Genomic DNA, 16,024 nt, shown 5'->3' with positions numbered 1-16,024 from the left:
CCTAATATCGGTCTATGCGGAACGGGGTGATGTCGAGAGGTGGCTTGAGCCCGGTCACCATATCGCCGATCAGCCGCGCTGTCGTTGCCGCATAGGTCAGGCCGAGATGGCCGTGGCCTGTCGCATAGAAAACCCCCGGAATTTTCGAGGACGGCGAAATGATCGGGATCGTATCGGGCAGCGCCGGGCGATGGCCCATCCAGTCCGTCGCCTCCTCGAGTTTGAGACCCGGCAGCGCGCGCTGGGCATGGCGCACCAGCACCCGCGGTCGGCGGAAATCCGGAGCTGCATCGAGGCCGGCGAGTTCGACATTGCCGCCGACGCGGATGCCACCCGCCGTCGGCGTCACCATGAAGGCGCGCGCCGGCCAGATCATCGAATAGCGCATGGAGATGCCGGGTTTCATGATCTGCGTGTGATAACCGCGCTCGGTTTCAAGCGGGATCGGCTCGCCGAGCTTTTCGGCGAGGAAGCGGGTGTGGACGCCGGCGGCCAGCACGACGGAATCCGCCTCGATGCGGCTGCTGTCTTCAAGCAGCACGACGGCGGTGCCATCGCCATTGCGCTCGATATTCCGCACCATACCGGAGACGAAGGCCGCGCCCGCGGCCTTGGCCGCCTCGGCAAGTTTGACCACCAGCTGATAGGGATCGCGGATCGACTTGTTGTCGGGCAGCAGCACGGCCTTGGCGATCGAAGGCGAAAGCGCCGGCTCATAAGATTGGATGGCGCCGTTGGTCAACACTTCGAATTCGAGGCCGTAGCGCTGCATCATGGCGAGATGGCCGCGGTCGGCGGCAAATTCCGCCTCGGTCTCGTAGATCGCCAGACACCCCTCCTCGGTCATCAGCTCGGGCGCGCCGATCGCCTCGAGCATCTGCCTGAAATCGCCGAGGGCGCGCTGTGAGAGGCTCATGCCGGCATCCTCGATCGCGCGGAGGCGCGACGGGCGGCCGGCCGCGAGGAAACGCAGGAACCAGGGCAGCATCTTTGCCGCATATGAGGGCCGCAGCCAGACCGGGCCTTCGGGATCGAGCAGCCAGCCAGGCATTTTCTTCCAGGTCGAGGGGCCGGAACCGGCGACGAAATCGAGCGCGATGCTCGCCATATTGCCAAAGGAGGTGCCGCGTCCCGGCTCGCCCTTGTCGACCAAGGTCACCGCAAGGCCGCGCCGCTGCAGCTCGAAGGCGATCGAGGCGCCGATCACGCCTGCGCCGACGACAACAACCCTCTTCTTCGTCTCTTCAGCCATGCCATCAACCCACCCATACTGCAGACAGAATTGCCGTTCGCCACTCTGATATATCAGATCGGTAGTGATGCCTATGGATTTTTTACTGGCTTTCCGGCAGGCCGGCGCCGACGCTGTCGCCGACTGAGCCGACGGTATTGTCGACCGACCGGCCAAGGCGCTTCAACTGGGCGTCGTAGTTGCGGCGGGTGCGCGGATCGAAGATGGCGATCGGCGTGCTGACGGCGACGCTGACGGCACTTCCGGCCGTCTGGGCAGCGCCCATCGCCACTGCGCCGACGGCTTCGCCGAGGCCGACATTGGAATCGGTGATCGTCTGGCCGGCAATCAGCCGGTCACCAATCAGCTTCACCACTTCGGGGCTCTCAGCGAATTTGCCGTGGTTCAGCCGGTCGCCGCCCTTGAGCTTGGTGAGATCGAGCACGGTGATGCCGGCCGCCTCCAGCTTGCTGCGGTAGGGCTCGACCGAAGGATCGATCTGGCCGAGGCGATCGACATTGCCGGAAATGCGCCGCGACAACGCCAGAGCCCGGTCATCCCTGGAGACGAAGATGGTGAAATGCGGCCGGTCCTTGCCGAGGCTTGCGAACTGGCGGCCGAAGACGTCGACATCGAGATCCGGCGAGGCGAGGATGACGTTGTTGATCTTGGACGCGACATGACCATTGCGGATCGCCATCTGCCTGAGCGCTTCGACGGTCAGCCATGTGCCCATGGAATGGGCCATGATGGTGACGTCGCTGACGGCGGGATTGGCGGCGGTGCGGGTCAGCAATTCCTCCAGCGCGTCGCGGGAATAGTTGGTGCTTTCCTTGTCGTAATTGTAATCGAAGATGCTTGCGCGTGAGGGCCAGGTGAAGACGACGGGAGCGACGTCGGCATGCGAATCATGGACGATCTGGGCGAAGCGGTAGACGGCATCCTCATACCGATTGTTGAAGCCGTGCACGAAGACCAGCACCCGGCGGCTCTTAGGCATATGGCCCTTCAGCCAGGTCTCGCCCGCCCGCTCGCCTTCGAGCGGATCGACCGACACTGTGACGAAATCGCGTAAGGGATCGGCCGGCAGCCGCGTTGGCCATTGCACCTGGCCGACCTTGCGATTGGCCTCCGGCGGGATCGAGACATCGACGGCATTGACGGTAAGCCCGGTGCCGCGTTCGCCTGAGAAAAGCACGGCCGGATTGTCGTCGGCAGCGCGCGTTGTCGCGACGAGAAGGTCCACCTTCGACGTACCCGGGGGAACGCTGCCCGCCGCCTGCATGACGCCGACCGGCCTGCCGCCGCAGCCGGCAAGCGCGAACGCCGCGAGCAGAAGACCTGTCAGAGCCGCCCGCGGGCCGCGCCATCTGCCGATCATGACCAAACTCCAACCGGTTCGCGCACCGACAGGCGGCGCCCGTTCAAATAGGCCGACGACAGCCGCAGAGTCAAATTGCCTAGAAGGAAGAGCTTGATTGGGAAAACGAAAAGAGCCTGGCGCGGGAGGAGGTGCGCCAGGCTCTTGATCCTGACTGACAACTGGGAGGAGGAGTGTTGTCAGTCCGATGTAAGAGCGCTGGGAGGAGGAGTGCGCTGCTTACGAAGATAGTGATACCCCATTCATTTGATCGGGAACAGCGAAAATACCGCAATGCAGCATTGCACTCAGTGCAAGGCTTGCCTAGGAAACAGCAGGGAGGCGCCTCATTTTGCGGCATGTTTGACCAGGTGGTCAAAATTGTGCCGAAAAATCTTGCTGCAACTCAGAGGTCGCCGCCTGCCGCTCATCCTCCCGCCCTTTCCCCTCCCCAACCCCTCCCACAAGGGGGAGGGGCTAAAGACGGTGAAGGTCTTTGTCTGTTGTTACCGTTCGACGGATTGGTGCGATCGACGGTAACTTGAAGCGGTGCAGCAAGTTGGCCCCTTCCCCTTGTGGGGAGGGGTTTTGGATTGGCTCCGCCGGTCAGCTCCTCAAGCCGCCTTAAAGACCTTCCGGCCCTCGGCATCGAGTGCGGAGAATTCCTCGTCCGACAGCGTGATATCCACAGCCGCGACGTTTTCTTCGAGATGCTTGACCTTGGAGGTGCCGGGGATCGGCAGCATCACCGGGCTGCGCTTCAGAACCCAGGCGAGCGCAATTTGGCTTGGCGCGGCATTGTGTTTCTTGGCGATCGTGTCGAGCAGCGAGCCGGGCTTGGCGAGATCGCCGGCGGCCAACGGGAACCAGGGGATGAAGCCGATATTGTGCTTGGCGCAGTAATCGAGCACGTCTTCGCTGGTGCGGTCGACGAGATTGTAGCGGTTCTGGACGGTGGCGACCTTGAAGTGCTTCGAGGCCGCCTCGATGTCGGCGACGGAGACTTCGCTCAAGCCGGCATGGCGGATAAGACCGGCATCGAGCAGCGATTTGATCGCATCGAATTGCTCCTTGGCCGGCACCTTCGGATCGATGCGGTGCAGCTGCCAGAGGTCGATCTGCTCGAGCCCCAGATTGCGCAGGCTCTTATGCGCCTGCTGGATCAGATATTCCGGGCGACCGACCGGCAGCCAGATGTCGGGGCCATGACGGGTGAGGCCGCCCTTGGTGGCGACGATGGATTTGCCGCCATAGGGATGCAGCGCCTCCTTGATCAGCCATTCGGAAATATCGGGACCGTAGGAATCGGCGGTATCGATGAAGTTGACGCCGAGTTCCGGCAGGCGCCTCAGCGTGCGGATGGATTCGGCATGATCGTCGGGCTCGCCCCAGATGCCCTTGCCGGTGACCCGCATGGCGCCGAAACCGAGACGGTTGACGGCGATCTCGCCGCCGATCTTGAAGGTGCCTGACTTGGCTGCATTATGACTGGACATGATCTTTCCTCTCCTGGTCAATGAAATCGTTAAAGTGGGTGGCGCAGCGCGGTGCCGCCGGGTTCACCGGTCATCGGCGCGCGGTGATGATCCGCCGATCACGGTGATATCGAGACTATGGCCTTTATGACGCTTGCACATATAGGAGGGAGCCGCGGGCACGGACAGGGACGGAACCGAAAATGCCGCAGGGTGCGCGGATTGAGCGACCGACATCAAAGCCTGGTCTTCGCCTCGTCGCCGAATTCAGCCAGGATCCTCCAGAGCTCGGCGAAGATTTCCTCGGCAAAATCCTGCGGCGCGGCACCCGGCGGGCGCTGCTGCCAAAGTTCGGCCCCGACGCGCAGCGCGCCGATGACGACCGCCGCGAGAATGCGCATGCGCGACCGCTCTTGCGGATCATTTCCCTTGCGCAGAAGCAGCGCCTCGGCGAGCTTCTGCTCCAGCCTGGCATATTTCAGCTGGTCGCGGGCGTTCAGCGCCGGCGTGCGATGAATGAGTTCAGCGAGCGCCAGGCCGCGCTCGTCGACAGCGGCGATGACGGTGGCGATGATCGCCGCCTCGACCACGGCCACCAAGGGCTCTTCTGCCGGCCTTGCGGCGATCGCAGCCATCAGCCGATCGGCGAAACTGTCCTGCCAGGCAAACACCACCTCTTCCTTGGAGGGGAAATAGTCGAAGAAGCTGCGCTTGGAGACGTCGGCCGCTTCGGTGATGTCCTCGACGGTCGTGGCCTCGAAGCCGCGCTGGAGAAAGAGTGTCATCGCCGCCTGCTCGATGCGCTCGCGCGTCTGCCGCCGCTTGCGTTCCCGCCTGCCTTCCCCGGTCGCCGTCCGTTTGCTGTCAGCCATGTCAGCCCGGCATCATCACTCAGCCGCCGGTTTCGTTGGAAAAAGCGGCAATATCGTCGAGTTCGGCTTCGCTCTCACGATAGCTGAAGCGCTCGCGCGACAGCTCAAGCGGTTTGCGGCGGGAAATCCTGTAGACGGAGGCCGGCGGCAGGTTGCGCACCGTGCCGCCGATGCGCACCGCCTTCAGGCCGAGACGGTCGAGGATCGGCCGCGGCACCGGGCAGCGCGGCCCATAGGTAAATTGATAGACGGCCCCGCCCGGCCGCATATAGGCGAAGGCTCCGGCCAGGATCGAGGCGATCTTGCGCGGCGACATCGATAAGAGCGGCAGGCCGCTGACAACGGCGCCGACCGGTTCGCCCTCGAAAATATCGGCATGGGCGAGCTGGGCCGCATCCATCTGCAACACACGCGCCATAGGGAAACGCGCCTGCAGCGCGGCGATGAATTCCGGGCCGTACTCGATCAGGGTCAGATCCGCCTCGCTGACGCCGCGCGTCAACAGCGCCCGGGTGAAGACGCCGGTTCCGGGGCCAAGCTCGATGATCGGCCCGTCGAGCGCGGCAATTTCACTGGTCATGATCCTGGCAAGCGAATCGCCCGACGGCGCGATGGCGGCGACACGAAGCGGGTTGCTGATCCAGGAGCGAAAAAAATGCAGGAAATCGGAGCATGCAGCCTTTGCGGTCATGACTATCCCACCTGTCTGAAATTCGATTGATTATGAAATGCGACCATCGCGGCGAGCATGGCAATTCCAAGGCAGACGCATCAAACACCTGTGCGAACAGGCGATTTGCGCGGTTTTTTCTGTCGAAATCTCTGTTGATTTTTCACTTATTGCATTTTTGCAGTTGATGCAAGATTTGTGGAAGACGGTTGTACCGGTCCCTACAGCAAAAGGCGGCCCAAAAAGGCCGCCTCCATATTGCCGACAAAGTCTGCCAACTTGGCCGCGAACGGCGGGGCGCTCGTCAATAGTTGCAGCTGGAGCTGCTCGTGGGGTTGAAGCCGAGTTTGCAATCCATGTTGAGGGGCTTCTTCGGGTTCATCATATAGTGTGTCGAACCCATGCTTTCCGCGCGCTCGCCGATCGAACCGGTCGTGCGCCTGTCATGTTCAACCTTGGTTTCCTGAGCAACCGGGCGCGCTGTCGCACCTTGCTCCGTCGCGCTCGACTGGAGGGGAGCTGCCGTGGCCGAAAAGGCAGAGAGGCCGAGGATTGCACTGAAAGCGGCGGCGGTCAGGCCGCTCTTGAAGGTCGTGGTCATAATCGTCTCCTTGGGAGGATTCAGGGAATTTGCGCCCCGGAGTTAGGAAGGCGATCTGTCACATACTACGGCGCCAAAATGGAGGTCACGGATATGTGAGCGGCCCCATGATCGAGAAAGAGGCGGCTCAGGGCCGCCTCTTTCATTTGCCGGCTCAATAGCCGTTATCACAAGGCATGCTGCCGGGACCGATCGATCCGGAAAACGTAGGGTTGCACATTTCCGGGGCTGCCGGTCTGTTCACCGGCTGGCGAACGATGGAGCCCGTGGTGCCGGCTTCGACGCCGAAGGCGGCAAGCGGATACCAGTAACCGTCGGAATGGCGGCGGGTGCCGGCGCGCTCGGTGTGAAAGCCCTGATATCCATGCCAGGACCCGGCATGTGGTTTATATTGCACCATTTTTTCGGCTTGGAGATCGGGCGGCCGAACTGCCTGGACAGGTGCCGCCTGCGCCGGCGCGATCGACGCGATCGACGCGAGGGCGAGAAAGGCACTGAGCACCGTGGTGAAAGGGGTCAGTCTGAGCGTCTTCATGATAAACCCTCCTTCGTGGATTTACCTGATGAAAATGCCTTTTCCAGCTGCCTGGTTCCTCGCTCACATGCAGCTTCCAAAACTCGTGATTGCAGGCGATCCGGCGTGACCAAAGCGCCGAAAAACGTGAAAAGTCGCGATCGGCAGACGGGCTCAAACGGCGCCAGGGTGGAAATCTGAATTCTCTGTTCTCAATTCGCGTATAATGTCCGGTAGCCCTGGCCGGAGAGGCAGGCGACATATTGCCGGTGGGCCGCAGCGCGCGCTATCGTTTCCGCCTCCAGCTCGTCGGCCTGAGCATAGCCGGTCAGCTGGGCCCGCAGCTGATACTGCTTCCTCGCCTCGTCATACATGGCGTTGCCATCGGTCATGCAGATGCCGTGCGCAACAGCAGGCGGATTGACCGGCACGCCCACCGCCAGGAGCACCGGATCATTGGCATGGTCGATGCAGCCGGCAAGCGCCGTCATCATCGCAAGGACCGCCAGAGCCCGAAAAATACCCACCATCATGCAATCCTCCGGCCGAAGCGCCTCTGAGACTCATCAGACCTGCGGGTACATCAGCAAGGTTGCGCGAAACTAAAGCATGTCGCGCAAAAGTGTGCCGCGGTTTTGCGGCAGCGACATGCGTGAAAACAAAGAGCTAAAGCGCGTCGCATGAATCAAGTTTGACGCGACGCGCTTTAGGCACACCGGCATCGAAAGTTTAAATATTGCTTAAACGTTATATTAATGCTTACTTATAGTCGCAGACGCTAATCTCTCCTGGGGAGGAAGATTATGGCTTCGCCGTGGGTAAACGATGCGCTGTCACACGCGCGGTCAGCCTTTTCAAGCAAGATCAACACGGATATTCTCGAGGTTGGCGGCGGCTCCCGCACCCATATTCCCTTGGAGGGCGCCAGATATACGGTGCTGGATATCTCGAAGGAGCAGCTCGAGAGGAACCGGGATGCTTGCGAGCGGATCCTCGGCGATGCGCAGACTATCGACTACGGAGACCGCCGCTTCGACGCGTGTGTCTTTTGGGACGTACTCGAGCATCTGGAAAGCCCGCGCGCCGCCTTGCTCAGAGCCCACGACACCCTGTCCCCCGGTGGCCTGGTCTTCGTCAAGGGTCCGATCCTGAATTCGACCAAAGGGATCTTCACCGACCTCACGCCCTGGTGGACCCACGTCCTGTTCTACCGCTACGTGCTGCGGCAGAAAAACGCGGGAAAACCGGGTTATGCCCCGTTTCGCGTCGAGCACGCCGCAGAGGCATCGCATTCGGAGATCGCCGGGACACTGAAGGAACTCGGCATGGATATCGTCTTCGTCGGAGAATATGTGTCGACCCAGGTGCATGCGCTCAAGGACCGAATTCCTCCGCTTTATTGGCTCTATGAAGCCTTCGGCCTTCTGCTGCGCACGGTTTCGGCCGGAAGGATCGGCGGGCGGGAGACGGAGTTCCTGATCGTGGCAAAGTGCCTTCGTCCCCACCAAACTCTATATAGCACTTCGGAATCCCGAAATTGGCTGCGGCATTGAAATCCCTCAATATTTTCCGAGGGTCATAGCTCACGAAGCGCGGCGAATTTCGGGATCCCGAAGCGGTGGGATTTCGGGATTCCGAAGTGGCGTTTTTTTCTTCCGGCCGACGCGCCCGCGTTTGTCGGCGGCAAGTTTGCGGTCGGTCTCGGACCATTTCCGGCATCTATCGGCCGTGCATTGTTTCCACTCGTCGGTGGCCGGCGCGCCTTCATGGTCGCCGACAAATGTCAGGGTGAAGCGGTTGGGATGCGCGACCCCGCTGCCTGCGCGGCCGCGGCGAACTTTGACCAGCCCCTTATATGCCAATTCATCAAGCGCATCGGCGACATATTCGCCGGTGACGCCGTAGGACACGAACTGGGGATGGGTCACGACAAGCTTGCCGTTTTCCAAGGCGGCATGGGCGGTGTGTTCGATGATGATGCGGAAGAAGGCGCGGCAGGCATTGGCGCTCAATGTCGTGAATGCCGGCGATTCCAGCAACTGGATCGTCAGCCATTGCCAGCGAAGGCTGCCGTCATCGCTCCTGCCGGGCGGAGCGGTATGTTTTCGCACCATCGCCCGCGTCTTTCCGGCACTGGTTCGGCTCTTGTCGCGCGGGTTGAATTCCACCATCAGCCCCTAACCCTCGTTGCCAGCCGATCCTTCGGCAAGACTCCCACCTTGCGAGGCCGGGAATTCTGCGGGCGACAGCGGAAGTTCGTCCGGACGATCATTTCGCCAACGGGAAAAAATTTGCTCGACATTCAGCATTCCATGGTTGCAATTGCGTGCAACATATCGCAAGCACGATCCACAGGATAGGAAAATATTCTTAGTTTTGATCTTATATCACCGAGGCCTTCCTGCTAGGATCTCGGCAGGAATGTCAGAGGCCAGCCAGCATGAAATCACCGCACTGGAGAAGACTTGTCTGGTTTTGCGTCTGTGTCACGCTCTCCGGTCCGGCGTGGTCCGATGACGGCGTCACAATCCCCAGCTATGCGCCGGCGACCGGCGCCGAGCGCGGCTACAGCGTTCAGAAAGCCACCGAAAGCGATATGTCGTTCTGGTTCGACAAGCCAGGTGCCGCGGTGACGGCGCGCGGCGTATTTCGCCAGCGCATGACGGTTCTGTCGCGGGATGAAAGCGGCATGCGGGCCCGCTGGTCCCTCAATGCCGAATTGCCGGAAGGCACTGCTGGCCCTACCGACAGCTATCAGATGAACTTGCTCTATCGGAACTCCCTTGCAGTCTATGGCACCAGCACGCTCGAGCTGGAAACGGACCTGAACGGCTTTCCCACCAACCTCTTCGGCGTCGATGGGATCCTGGCGCATATGCGGGAAATGGCCGCCAATGGACCAGGTGGGACCGCGCCCGCGGAAAATGGGGTCAATGGTATCATCGGCAAGATAGAGCAAAACCCGCTGCTGATCGTCACCGCCTTGGTGCCGGAGGCGCAGCTGCTTGCGACCGGACAATTCTATCAGGATCAGGTCATGCAGATCGGGCAGCCCGCGGCGGCGTCGCGGATCGAGGATTATAGCGGCGTCAATGTCCCCGTGGTGTCGACCTGGACCCTTGAGTCCACCGACGCTGCCTCCCACACGGCAACTCTTTCCCTCTCGGAAGAATTCGATCCCGCAGCGTTGAGTCAGTCGCAGCAGCCGGCGACGGCAAAGATGATGGCGGCCTTTCCCGAGCGGGTAAAGAACCTTACCGCCGATCAGCTGGTTTCCATCAAACGCGCCGGCAAGACCCGAAGCGCCAAATTCGTCGTCTCGCTGGACGATGGTTCGGCGGTCGAAGCCACCGAGATCGTCAGCGTGACCACAGGCGGATTTACGCTGCGCACCTACACCCACATATTGCGGGACGACATGCCGGCGCGCTTGCCGCTCCCCGCCGTGGTGACGGCCAAGGTATTGCAGACGCCCGATCTGCATGTCGAGCCGCTGCCATCTGCCAAGGCCGGGCCGGGCATCCTGGACGAGCTTTCCACGCCGCCTTCGCCGCCGGAATCGCAGGAGACGGCGGTGGTGACGGAAAAAGACGGGGCTGAAGCGATCGCGCCCGTCTCGCTCGAGGTGAAGGGCGCCGAGGTCGCCCGGTCTCCCATCTCTTATGATCGGGGGCTGACTATCGTACTCACGCCGGAAAGCACCGCCAAATTCCGCGATTTCACGCAAGCCGCATTGGGACGGCAAACGCAGTTGCTGATCAACGACAAGGTCGTCATGGAACCTTGGATGAGGGAGCCGATCATGGATGGCCACATTGTTCTGGCGGGCACCGATGGAAAAGATCTGGAAGCGATGGCGGAACAGTTGAGGGTTCCGGGAGCTTCGATCGTCGTCCGGCTGCGCCCATGAGGGTGCGCCCATTCCATATCATGGCCTCCCAGATTATGGATTGACCCATCGACAGGCGGCAAGAGCGCCCGTCTCGTCATAGGTCGACAGCGCCCTTCGATTGCCCTGCCGGCGCAACTGGAACCAGTCCAGCATGCGGGCGCGAAAGATCAGCAGGCCGAAGTGCGGCTTTCCCTCCGCCTCATCCGCAGGCTTTGGTAGAACCGCCTCATCGATCATGTCAAAACCACACTCGTCGCCGGGCGGACCGCCGGTGTAGGTCGTCCGCGTCCAGGGGGAGAGCGTGTCCCAGGCGGCGTTCGCCTGATCGCTGCCGGAGGCATGCAGTTCGACCGTTCCCTGAAGGCGAAACTGCAGCCGCGTCTGCGGGCAGAAGCCGAGGACTACGACATGGGGATTTGCCGAAAGCTCCCGCCATTTCGGGCTGCGGCTATCGGTGTGAAATTCCAGAACCCGCAATGACCCGTCGGCGCGCCGCAAGACCACCATGCGCGCCTGCGGCCTCGCCTCTGAATCCACCGAGCAGAGGTTCACGAACCGGAAACCCGACTGCGGATTTGACGCAGCCGTTTCAAGCTCCCGCCATGCGGAAGCGTCTATATCCGCGAGGTTCGGCGGCACGGCCTCATGATCTGTTTCCATGGCCTGACTCAGACGGAACGGGTAATGCCGCCGTCGACGCGGATGTTCTGGCCAGTGATGTAGCCGGCGCCCTCGGAGAGCAGGAAGGCGACGGTCGCGGCGATTTCCTCGGCTGTGCCATAGCGGCCCATCGGCACGCTGTCGCGCCGCGCGTCGGTGGCCGGCAGGCTGTCGATCCAGCCGGGCAGGACATTGTTCATGCGGATGTTCTTCGCCGCATAGGTGTCGGCAAAAATCTTGGTGAAGCTTGCCAGCCCCGCCCGGGCGAAGGCCGAAGTGGGAAACATCGCCGATGGCTCGAAGGCCCATGCCGTCGAGATGTTGACGATGCCGCCGCCGCCCTGGGCCTCCATGATCGGCGCGACCAGCCGGATCGGCCGCACGGCGCTGAGGAAATAGACCTCCATGCCCTTGTGCCAATCCTCGTCGGTAATTTCGAGGATCGGCGCACGCGGCCCATGGCCGGCGGAATTGACCAGCGCATCGATCCGCCCCCATCTCTCCATCGCCAGATCGACGAGCCGCTTCACATCGTCATTGACCAGGTTCGAGCCGGTGACGCCGACACCGCCCAATTCCTTGGCGAGCGCCTCGCCCTTGCCCGACGAAGAGAGCACCGCAATGCGATAGCCGTCCGCAGCCAGCTTCCGTGCGGCGACAGCACCCATGCCGGAACCGCCTGCGGTGATGAGAGCGACTTTTTCTTTAGACATCGAAGCCTCCAATCGTTGAATTGCGAAGCAGTATGCCAGAGACAGCGCCGACTTTCGCCTCAGAAAGAAACGTGTCAGACTGTAGAAAATCTACTGGAGAGCCTCCGGAAATCTCAATGGCCCAACCCCGCCGCAAGCTGCCGCCGCTGAATGCGCTCCGCGCCTTCGAGGTCTCGGGCCGCAGGTTGAATTTCCGCACCGCCGCCGAGGAGCTGGGAGTGTCTCAGGGTGCGGTGGCGCAGCAGGTCCGCGCGCTGGAGGATCAACTCGGCCTGATGCTGTTTCAACGTCTGCCGCGCGGTCTGGCTCTGACCCCGCAAGGCGCAGCCTATCTGGCGGATGTGACCCGCGCCTTCGACACGCTCGGCGAGGCGACCGGACGGCTTCTCGCCCGGCCGGACGCCGTGACGATCAGCGTCACCCCGACGGTCGCCGCCAAGCTGCTGATCCCGCGTCTCGCCGAGTTCAAAGCCGCCCTCCCCGACGTGGAACTGCGAACGGTCGCCACCGAGGCGCTGTCGGACTTCGACCGCGATCAGGTGGACATTGCGGTGCGGCTGACCCGCGGGCCCTTCCCAGCCTCGCTGGAAACAAGGCTGCTGTTCCGCCAGGAACTGGTCGCCGTCGCCAGCCCATACCTCGTCAAGGGCCTACCCCTTCCGCTGACGGCCGATGCGCTTCGCAAGCTGCCGCTTCTGCATGACGCGGTCAGCCCCTGGCCGCTCATCCTGCGATCGCGCGAGAAGCTGCCGGGCGCGGTGTTCAACCACACCACGCTGGCCCTCGATGCCGCGCTCGCCGGCCAGGGCGTCGCTTTGGCCTGCCGGGCGTTCGTGGCGGCGGATCTCGAGGCCGGGCGGCTGGTGCAGGTGACGGATGCGACGACGCTGATCGAACCGGACTATTTCCTTATCCGCAAACGCGCGTCATCGCCGCGAAAGGCGGTCGATGCGGTATGGCACTGGTGCGCGGCGCGGCTGTCGCTGGGCTAAACCCATAAACCGACGCGAAGTCGGATTTCAATCCTTGGGTTCAGGGATCAGGCGTATCAGCGTTCCGTTAGACGCCGCGCCGCTGATTGTCGTTGAGATCTGCCGAAGCGGTCCGCGAGCGATGAGCATCTCTGGCGCAAGGTGTTTTCCAGGCCCCGGATCGGCAAAGGCTGAAAACGCGTGATCCGACTCGAGCATCGCCATGAATGATGTCGCGACGATTGCTTCGCCGCAGGCGGCGCATCGAAGAATGTACGAATCGAAGTGCACAATCGATTCTGTTTCGTCCAATCCGCACGATGGGCAAGCCAACATATTGTTCATTTGTTCACTCCAGCCCTATGAGGCGGCGGCCAGGACGATGGCGATGACGAGCAGTATGGGCCCCATCCACTTGAAGTGACGAACCAAAGGCGGATTGGCGGAGTAGCCGGGCAGCGGCAGATAACCAAAGCCGACCGAGGTCATCCACAGGCCTGCGCAAAACATGACGATTTCGTCGATATAGGCTGCGATTATGGCTCTCCCGCCGTCGTAGGGACTGTGATGCTCTGTCTCGACAAGCGGAGCCGCTCTATCCGAGCCGGACAGCGATCTCCAATTAAACATCTGGCGGCACTTTCGAAAAGACCGAAAGCTAAACCTAAGGTGGCAATGCCGTTCCGAATCCCCTAAGCATCCGGACTTATCATCGAACGCGGCCCGCTACTGCCAACTCGTGGAAATATCACATGCATAACGCCAAATTCATGCGCACCGCTGCCATCTCGCTATTCGTTGCTTTTCAGACATTTCAGGCCGAACACGCCCTGGCCGCTTCGGCCAATGAAAAGTTCTTCGATGCCGCCCTTTGCAAGCCGCCCTATTCGATAACATCGGCAACCGAAATCTATGATGCCGCGGAAGCTCTGGCCAAGCCGGACACGTCGTCGCTGGGTGCAGCGATCTACAAGATCCCGAGCCAGATCGGCCACGACGGCTTCAAGTCGACGGAGGTTTTCTTTGCCAGCAATGCGGTCGGAATTCTGGTCGAGGGCCAACGCGCTGACGATCTGGCGAAAAAATACGGGTTGAAGCCGGAGACCTCGGACCTGCTTGGAACCTCCACCAAGGGCTATGCGCGCGAGCTTCCAGCCGATCAGCAGCCCGAGCCCGGACTTGCCGGGCCTGGAAAAGTTTCCATCGCCGCCCGCCAGGGGGATGCCTTCAAAGGCAAGACATTGCTGGCGTGCGAATTCGCCCAGGATTTTTAAGAGGCGCCGCATAAGCCTGCAGTCGGCTTTGCTGAAAAAAACATCTCGCTCTAGCCGTCGCCTCGCCACGCGGGATAAACCGCCTTATGTGAGGAGACGGCAGAGAGCACGCAGCGGAGGTCCTGAGACATGCAAACCATTTGGAAGAAGCCGGTGACGTTAGCCCTTGAAGGCCCGGATCAGTGGGTGGTCATCCAGACGACCCAGGCGGCAACATGGGCGTTGATCGAAGACTGGCCGACCGAAGAGGGGCCGGCCCTGGATCGGGCCTGCGCGGTTTGCGCGGATGTCATGTCGGGCAAACGAAACCGGGAAGAGGCGCGGCAGGCCTTCATCGAGGCTGCGATCGAAGCCGGAATCCCGATCAAGGAGTAGGGCCAGGCATTTGGACGCTGTTGGGCTTGATGCCTCCACCGAGAGGCGCGAGCCGGCGGCTTCCGGCACTGGGGCGGCTTTTGTCCTGCGGGCTGAACTCCCCTGCCAGCGCCTCAGCTTGGCTGCCAGCGCCTCCTTCCGAGAAACGACAGAAGAACTCGTTTTTCACAGAAGCGGAGGGAAAGACCTATCCAAGCGCCGACATCGCCAATCGCCACAATATTCTTCGGAATTCAACATTCCATGGTTGCAACGGCAAGCAATCTAGCGTAAGAACATTCCGTGAACTAGGAAAAAAATCTTAGGGCATTTTTGAGATCACCTGATCCCGTCAGACGGTGGCAGGTAATTGAACGTGGTGGAGGCCAGGATGCGAAGGGTCGGCATGAGGAAGAAGGGCGCGATGGTCTATGGCCAGCGGCTACTGGCATTGGTTTCGATCCTGCTGGGAAGCGCCGTCCAGGCCTTTCCCTGCGATCAGCCGGTCGTGATTTCCAACTGGTCGCTCTGTGCGACCGGCAATGTGAGCGCTGAGGGTGGCGCCGCGGATTGGAAAGTCGTTCCGGCATGGACACGCCAGAAAGCCATAAGCGCGTATTTCGGAAATGAGCCGCGGCTCTTGGCAAACCACGGCCTTTGCAACGAAAAATTCCAGCGCGTGGTTACCTGCCTGCCGGGATGGGAAATGGGCGATCCGGATGAGTGCTCATATCTGATTTGCAGTGGCTATTACTCATCCGCGTACGGCAAGAAAGAAAAGGAAGACTTTGAAAGAGATTTCCCGGCCGAGCAATAGTTTTTCGCTTGGCTGCCTTGGGGCACAGACTGTAACGGCTATCGCGGCGAACTTTTCATCCGCCTGTATTCTTGAACACGAGGCATTGGGTGAAGCGGTTGCCGCTTTCCACCGCTTCAGACCAATTCACCACAATTTCCCCTTCAAGCATCATGACCTTTGACAAAGCTCTTCCCAGATCCCAGGCAAGGGGGGAGAATTTTTCGTTGGTCAGATTATCGGCCTGAACGACAAGATAGGCATTCGTCTTCATGCGTTGGCAGATCTGGCCGTATATTTCCTGCATGCGTTTCAGATAAACGTCATAGCCGTCATAATCGGGATCGCCGTTGTAAAGCGGGTTCCATTTATGCCAATGGGGCATGTATGGTGGCGATGTGATGCAGAAATCCATCTCGGGAAGGCCGAAGGCTGCCAGCCCCGCGCTATCACCGCAGAAGAGATGATCCTTTGTCGTGATGCGTTCCCTGACCCATTCATATCTCTGCCGGTCGGCTTCTATCCCATAAGGGATTCTGCCATTCTGCTCGCAGACAAAGAAGGTCGTCCCTAACCCGCATCTCTCACAGCGCCTGTGGCTTTGGTTGACGTTGGGCTGTTGGCGGCGGTCGGGGCCGGGC

20 protein-coding genes are annotated in these 16,024 nt (G+C 61.1%); 6 read left to right on the top strand and 14 right to left on the bottom strand.

Annotated elements, in window-relative coordinates; all coding sequences use genetic code 11:
* Position 1: 1 nt before the first annotated feature.
* From OS035_RS25960 to OS035_RS25925, 8 genes are all read right to left on the bottom strand, one after another.
* The gene (locus OS035_RS25960) at positions 2-1,252 is read right to left on the bottom strand and encodes an NAD(P)/FAD-dependent oxidoreductase (protein ID WP_331814227.1); all 1,251 of its coding nucleotides are present in this window, start codon (positions 1,250-1,252) and stop codon (positions 2-4) included.
* A gap of 82 nt (positions 1,253-1,334) precedes the next feature.
* Positions 1,335-2,612, bottom strand: coding sequence for an alpha/beta hydrolase (locus OS035_RS25955; RefSeq protein ID WP_097624714.1), 1,278 nt, complete (start codon positions 2,610-2,612; stop codon positions 1,335-1,337).
* A 593-nt stretch (positions 2,613-3,205) separates the two neighbouring features.
* Positions 3,206-4,087: an aldo/keto reductase gene (locus OS035_RS25950; protein WP_097624713.1), complete on the bottom strand. Its 882-nt coding sequence runs from the start codon at positions 4,085-4,087 to the stop codon at positions 3,206-3,208.
* Positions 4,088-4,302: 215 nt separating this feature from the next.
* On the bottom strand, positions 4,303-4,938 hold the full coding sequence (locus OS035_RS25945; RefSeq protein ID WP_097624712.1) for a TetR family transcriptional regulator: 636 nt from the start codon (positions 4,936-4,938) through the stop codon (positions 4,303-4,305).
* A 19-nt stretch (positions 4,939-4,957) separates the two neighbouring features.
* Positions 4,958-5,629, bottom strand: coding sequence for a class I SAM-dependent methyltransferase (locus OS035_RS25940; RefSeq protein ID WP_097624711.1), 672 nt, complete (start codon positions 5,627-5,629; stop codon positions 4,958-4,960).
* 283 nt (positions 5,630-5,912) lie between these two features.
* Complete coding sequence (locus tag OS035_RS25935; RefSeq protein ID WP_097624710.1) at positions 5,913-6,209, bottom strand: hypothetical protein; 297 nt, start codon at positions 6,207-6,209, stop codon at positions 5,913-5,915.
* A 154-nt stretch (positions 6,210-6,363) separates the two neighbouring features.
* Complete coding sequence (locus OS035_RS25930) at positions 6,364-6,744, bottom strand: cell surface protein (RefSeq protein WP_097624709.1); 381 nt, start codon at positions 6,742-6,744, stop codon at positions 6,364-6,366.
* Between the two features lie 191 nt (positions 6,745-6,935).
* Positions 6,936-7,256, bottom strand: a complete 321-nt coding sequence (locus OS035_RS25925; RefSeq protein WP_097624708.1) for a hypothetical protein — start codon at positions 7,254-7,256, stop codon at positions 6,936-6,938.
* A gap of 270 nt (positions 7,257-7,526) precedes the next feature.
* On the opposite strand from OS035_RS25925, the gene OS035_RS25920 reads away from it, so the two are divergent.
* Complete coding sequence (locus OS035_RS25920; RefSeq protein WP_097624707.1) at positions 7,527-8,276, top strand: class I SAM-dependent methyltransferase; 750 nt, start codon at positions 7,527-7,529, stop codon at positions 8,274-8,276.
* Between the two features lie 30 nt (positions 8,277-8,306).
* Here OS035_RS25920 and OS035_RS25915 read toward each other — a convergent pair whose 3' ends face one another.
* Positions 8,307-8,894, bottom strand: a complete 588-nt coding sequence (locus tag OS035_RS25915) for a hypothetical protein (RefSeq protein WP_097624706.1) — start codon at positions 8,892-8,894, stop codon at positions 8,307-8,309.
* A gap of 269 nt (positions 8,895-9,163) precedes the next feature.
* On the opposite strand from OS035_RS25915, the gene OS035_RS25910 reads away from it, so the two are divergent.
* The gene (locus OS035_RS25910) at positions 9,164-10,633 is read left to right on the top strand and encodes a hypothetical protein (RefSeq protein WP_331814226.1); all 1,470 of its coding nucleotides are present in this window, start codon (positions 9,164-9,166) and stop codon (positions 10,631-10,633) included.
* A 33-nt stretch (positions 10,634-10,666) separates the two neighbouring features.
* Here OS035_RS25910 and OS035_RS25905 read toward each other — a convergent pair whose 3' ends face one another.
* Positions 10,667-11,275: a pyridoxamine 5'-phosphate oxidase family protein gene (locus OS035_RS25905; RefSeq protein ID WP_097624704.1), complete on the bottom strand. Its 609-nt coding sequence runs from the start codon at positions 11,273-11,275 to the stop codon at positions 10,667-10,669.
* 8 nt (positions 11,276-11,283) lie between these two features.
* Positions 11,284-11,988 carry an SDR family oxidoreductase gene (locus tag OS035_RS25900; protein ID WP_097624703.1) on the bottom strand — a complete coding sequence of 235 codons (705 nt, stop codon included), beginning with the start codon at positions 11,986-11,988 and terminating at the stop codon, positions 11,284-11,286.
* A gap of 116 nt (positions 11,989-12,104) precedes the next feature.
* On the opposite strand from OS035_RS25900, the gene OS035_RS25895 reads away from it, so the two are divergent.
* On the top strand, positions 12,105-12,980 hold the full coding sequence (locus OS035_RS25895; protein ID WP_097624702.1) for a LysR substrate-binding domain-containing protein: 876 nt from the start codon (positions 12,105-12,107) through the stop codon (positions 12,978-12,980).
* Between the two features lie 27 nt (positions 12,981-13,007).
* Here the strand turns inward: OS035_RS25895 and OS035_RS25890 are convergent, their stop codons facing one another.
* Together OS035_RS25890 and OS035_RS25885 are read right to left on the bottom strand one after the other, a co-directional pair.
* Positions 13,008-13,304, bottom strand: coding sequence for a hypothetical protein (locus tag OS035_RS25890; protein ID WP_097624701.1), 297 nt, complete (start codon positions 13,302-13,304; stop codon positions 13,008-13,010).
* Between the two features lie 15 nt (positions 13,305-13,319).
* Positions 13,320-13,499, bottom strand: a complete 180-nt coding sequence (locus OS035_RS25885) for a hypothetical protein (protein WP_183779350.1) — start codon at positions 13,497-13,499, stop codon at positions 13,320-13,322.
* Between the two features lie 212 nt (positions 13,500-13,711).
* On the opposite strand from OS035_RS25885, the gene OS035_RS25880 reads away from it, so the two are divergent.
* The 3 genes from OS035_RS25880 (at position 13,712) to OS035_RS25870 (ending at position 15,404) form a co-directional block, all read left to right on the top strand.
* Positions 13,712-14,233 (top strand): hypothetical protein, encoded by a 522-nt coding sequence (locus OS035_RS25880; protein WP_097624699.1) that lies wholly within the window; start codon positions 13,712-13,714, stop codon positions 14,231-14,233.
* A gap of 129 nt (positions 14,234-14,362) precedes the next feature.
* Positions 14,363-14,608 (top strand): DUF982 domain-containing protein, encoded by a 246-nt coding sequence (locus tag OS035_RS25875; RefSeq protein ID WP_025415228.1) that lies wholly within the window; start codon positions 14,363-14,365, stop codon positions 14,606-14,608.
* A 370-nt stretch (positions 14,609-14,978) separates the two neighbouring features.
* Entirely contained in the window at positions 14,979-15,404 is a 426-nt protein-coding gene (locus tag OS035_RS25870; RefSeq protein ID WP_183779221.1) for a hypothetical protein, read from the top strand.
* A gap of 55 nt (positions 15,405-15,459) precedes the next feature.
* Here OS035_RS25870 and OS035_RS25865 read toward each other — a convergent pair.
* Positions 15,460-16,024 (bottom strand): hypothetical protein (locus OS035_RS25865; protein WP_331814225.1); only part of this gene is annotated, 565 nt, incomplete at its 5' end.

Origin of the sequence: Rhizobium sp. 268 (genome assembly GCF_036571585.1) — a bacterium.
Taxonomy (GTDB): Bacteria; Pseudomonadota; Alphaproteobacteria; order Rhizobiales; family Rhizobiaceae; genus Rhizobium; species Rhizobium redzepovicii.
The sequence above is the reverse complement of the archived record's forward strand: the minus strand, read 5'-3'. Positions and strand labels throughout refer to the sequence as shown.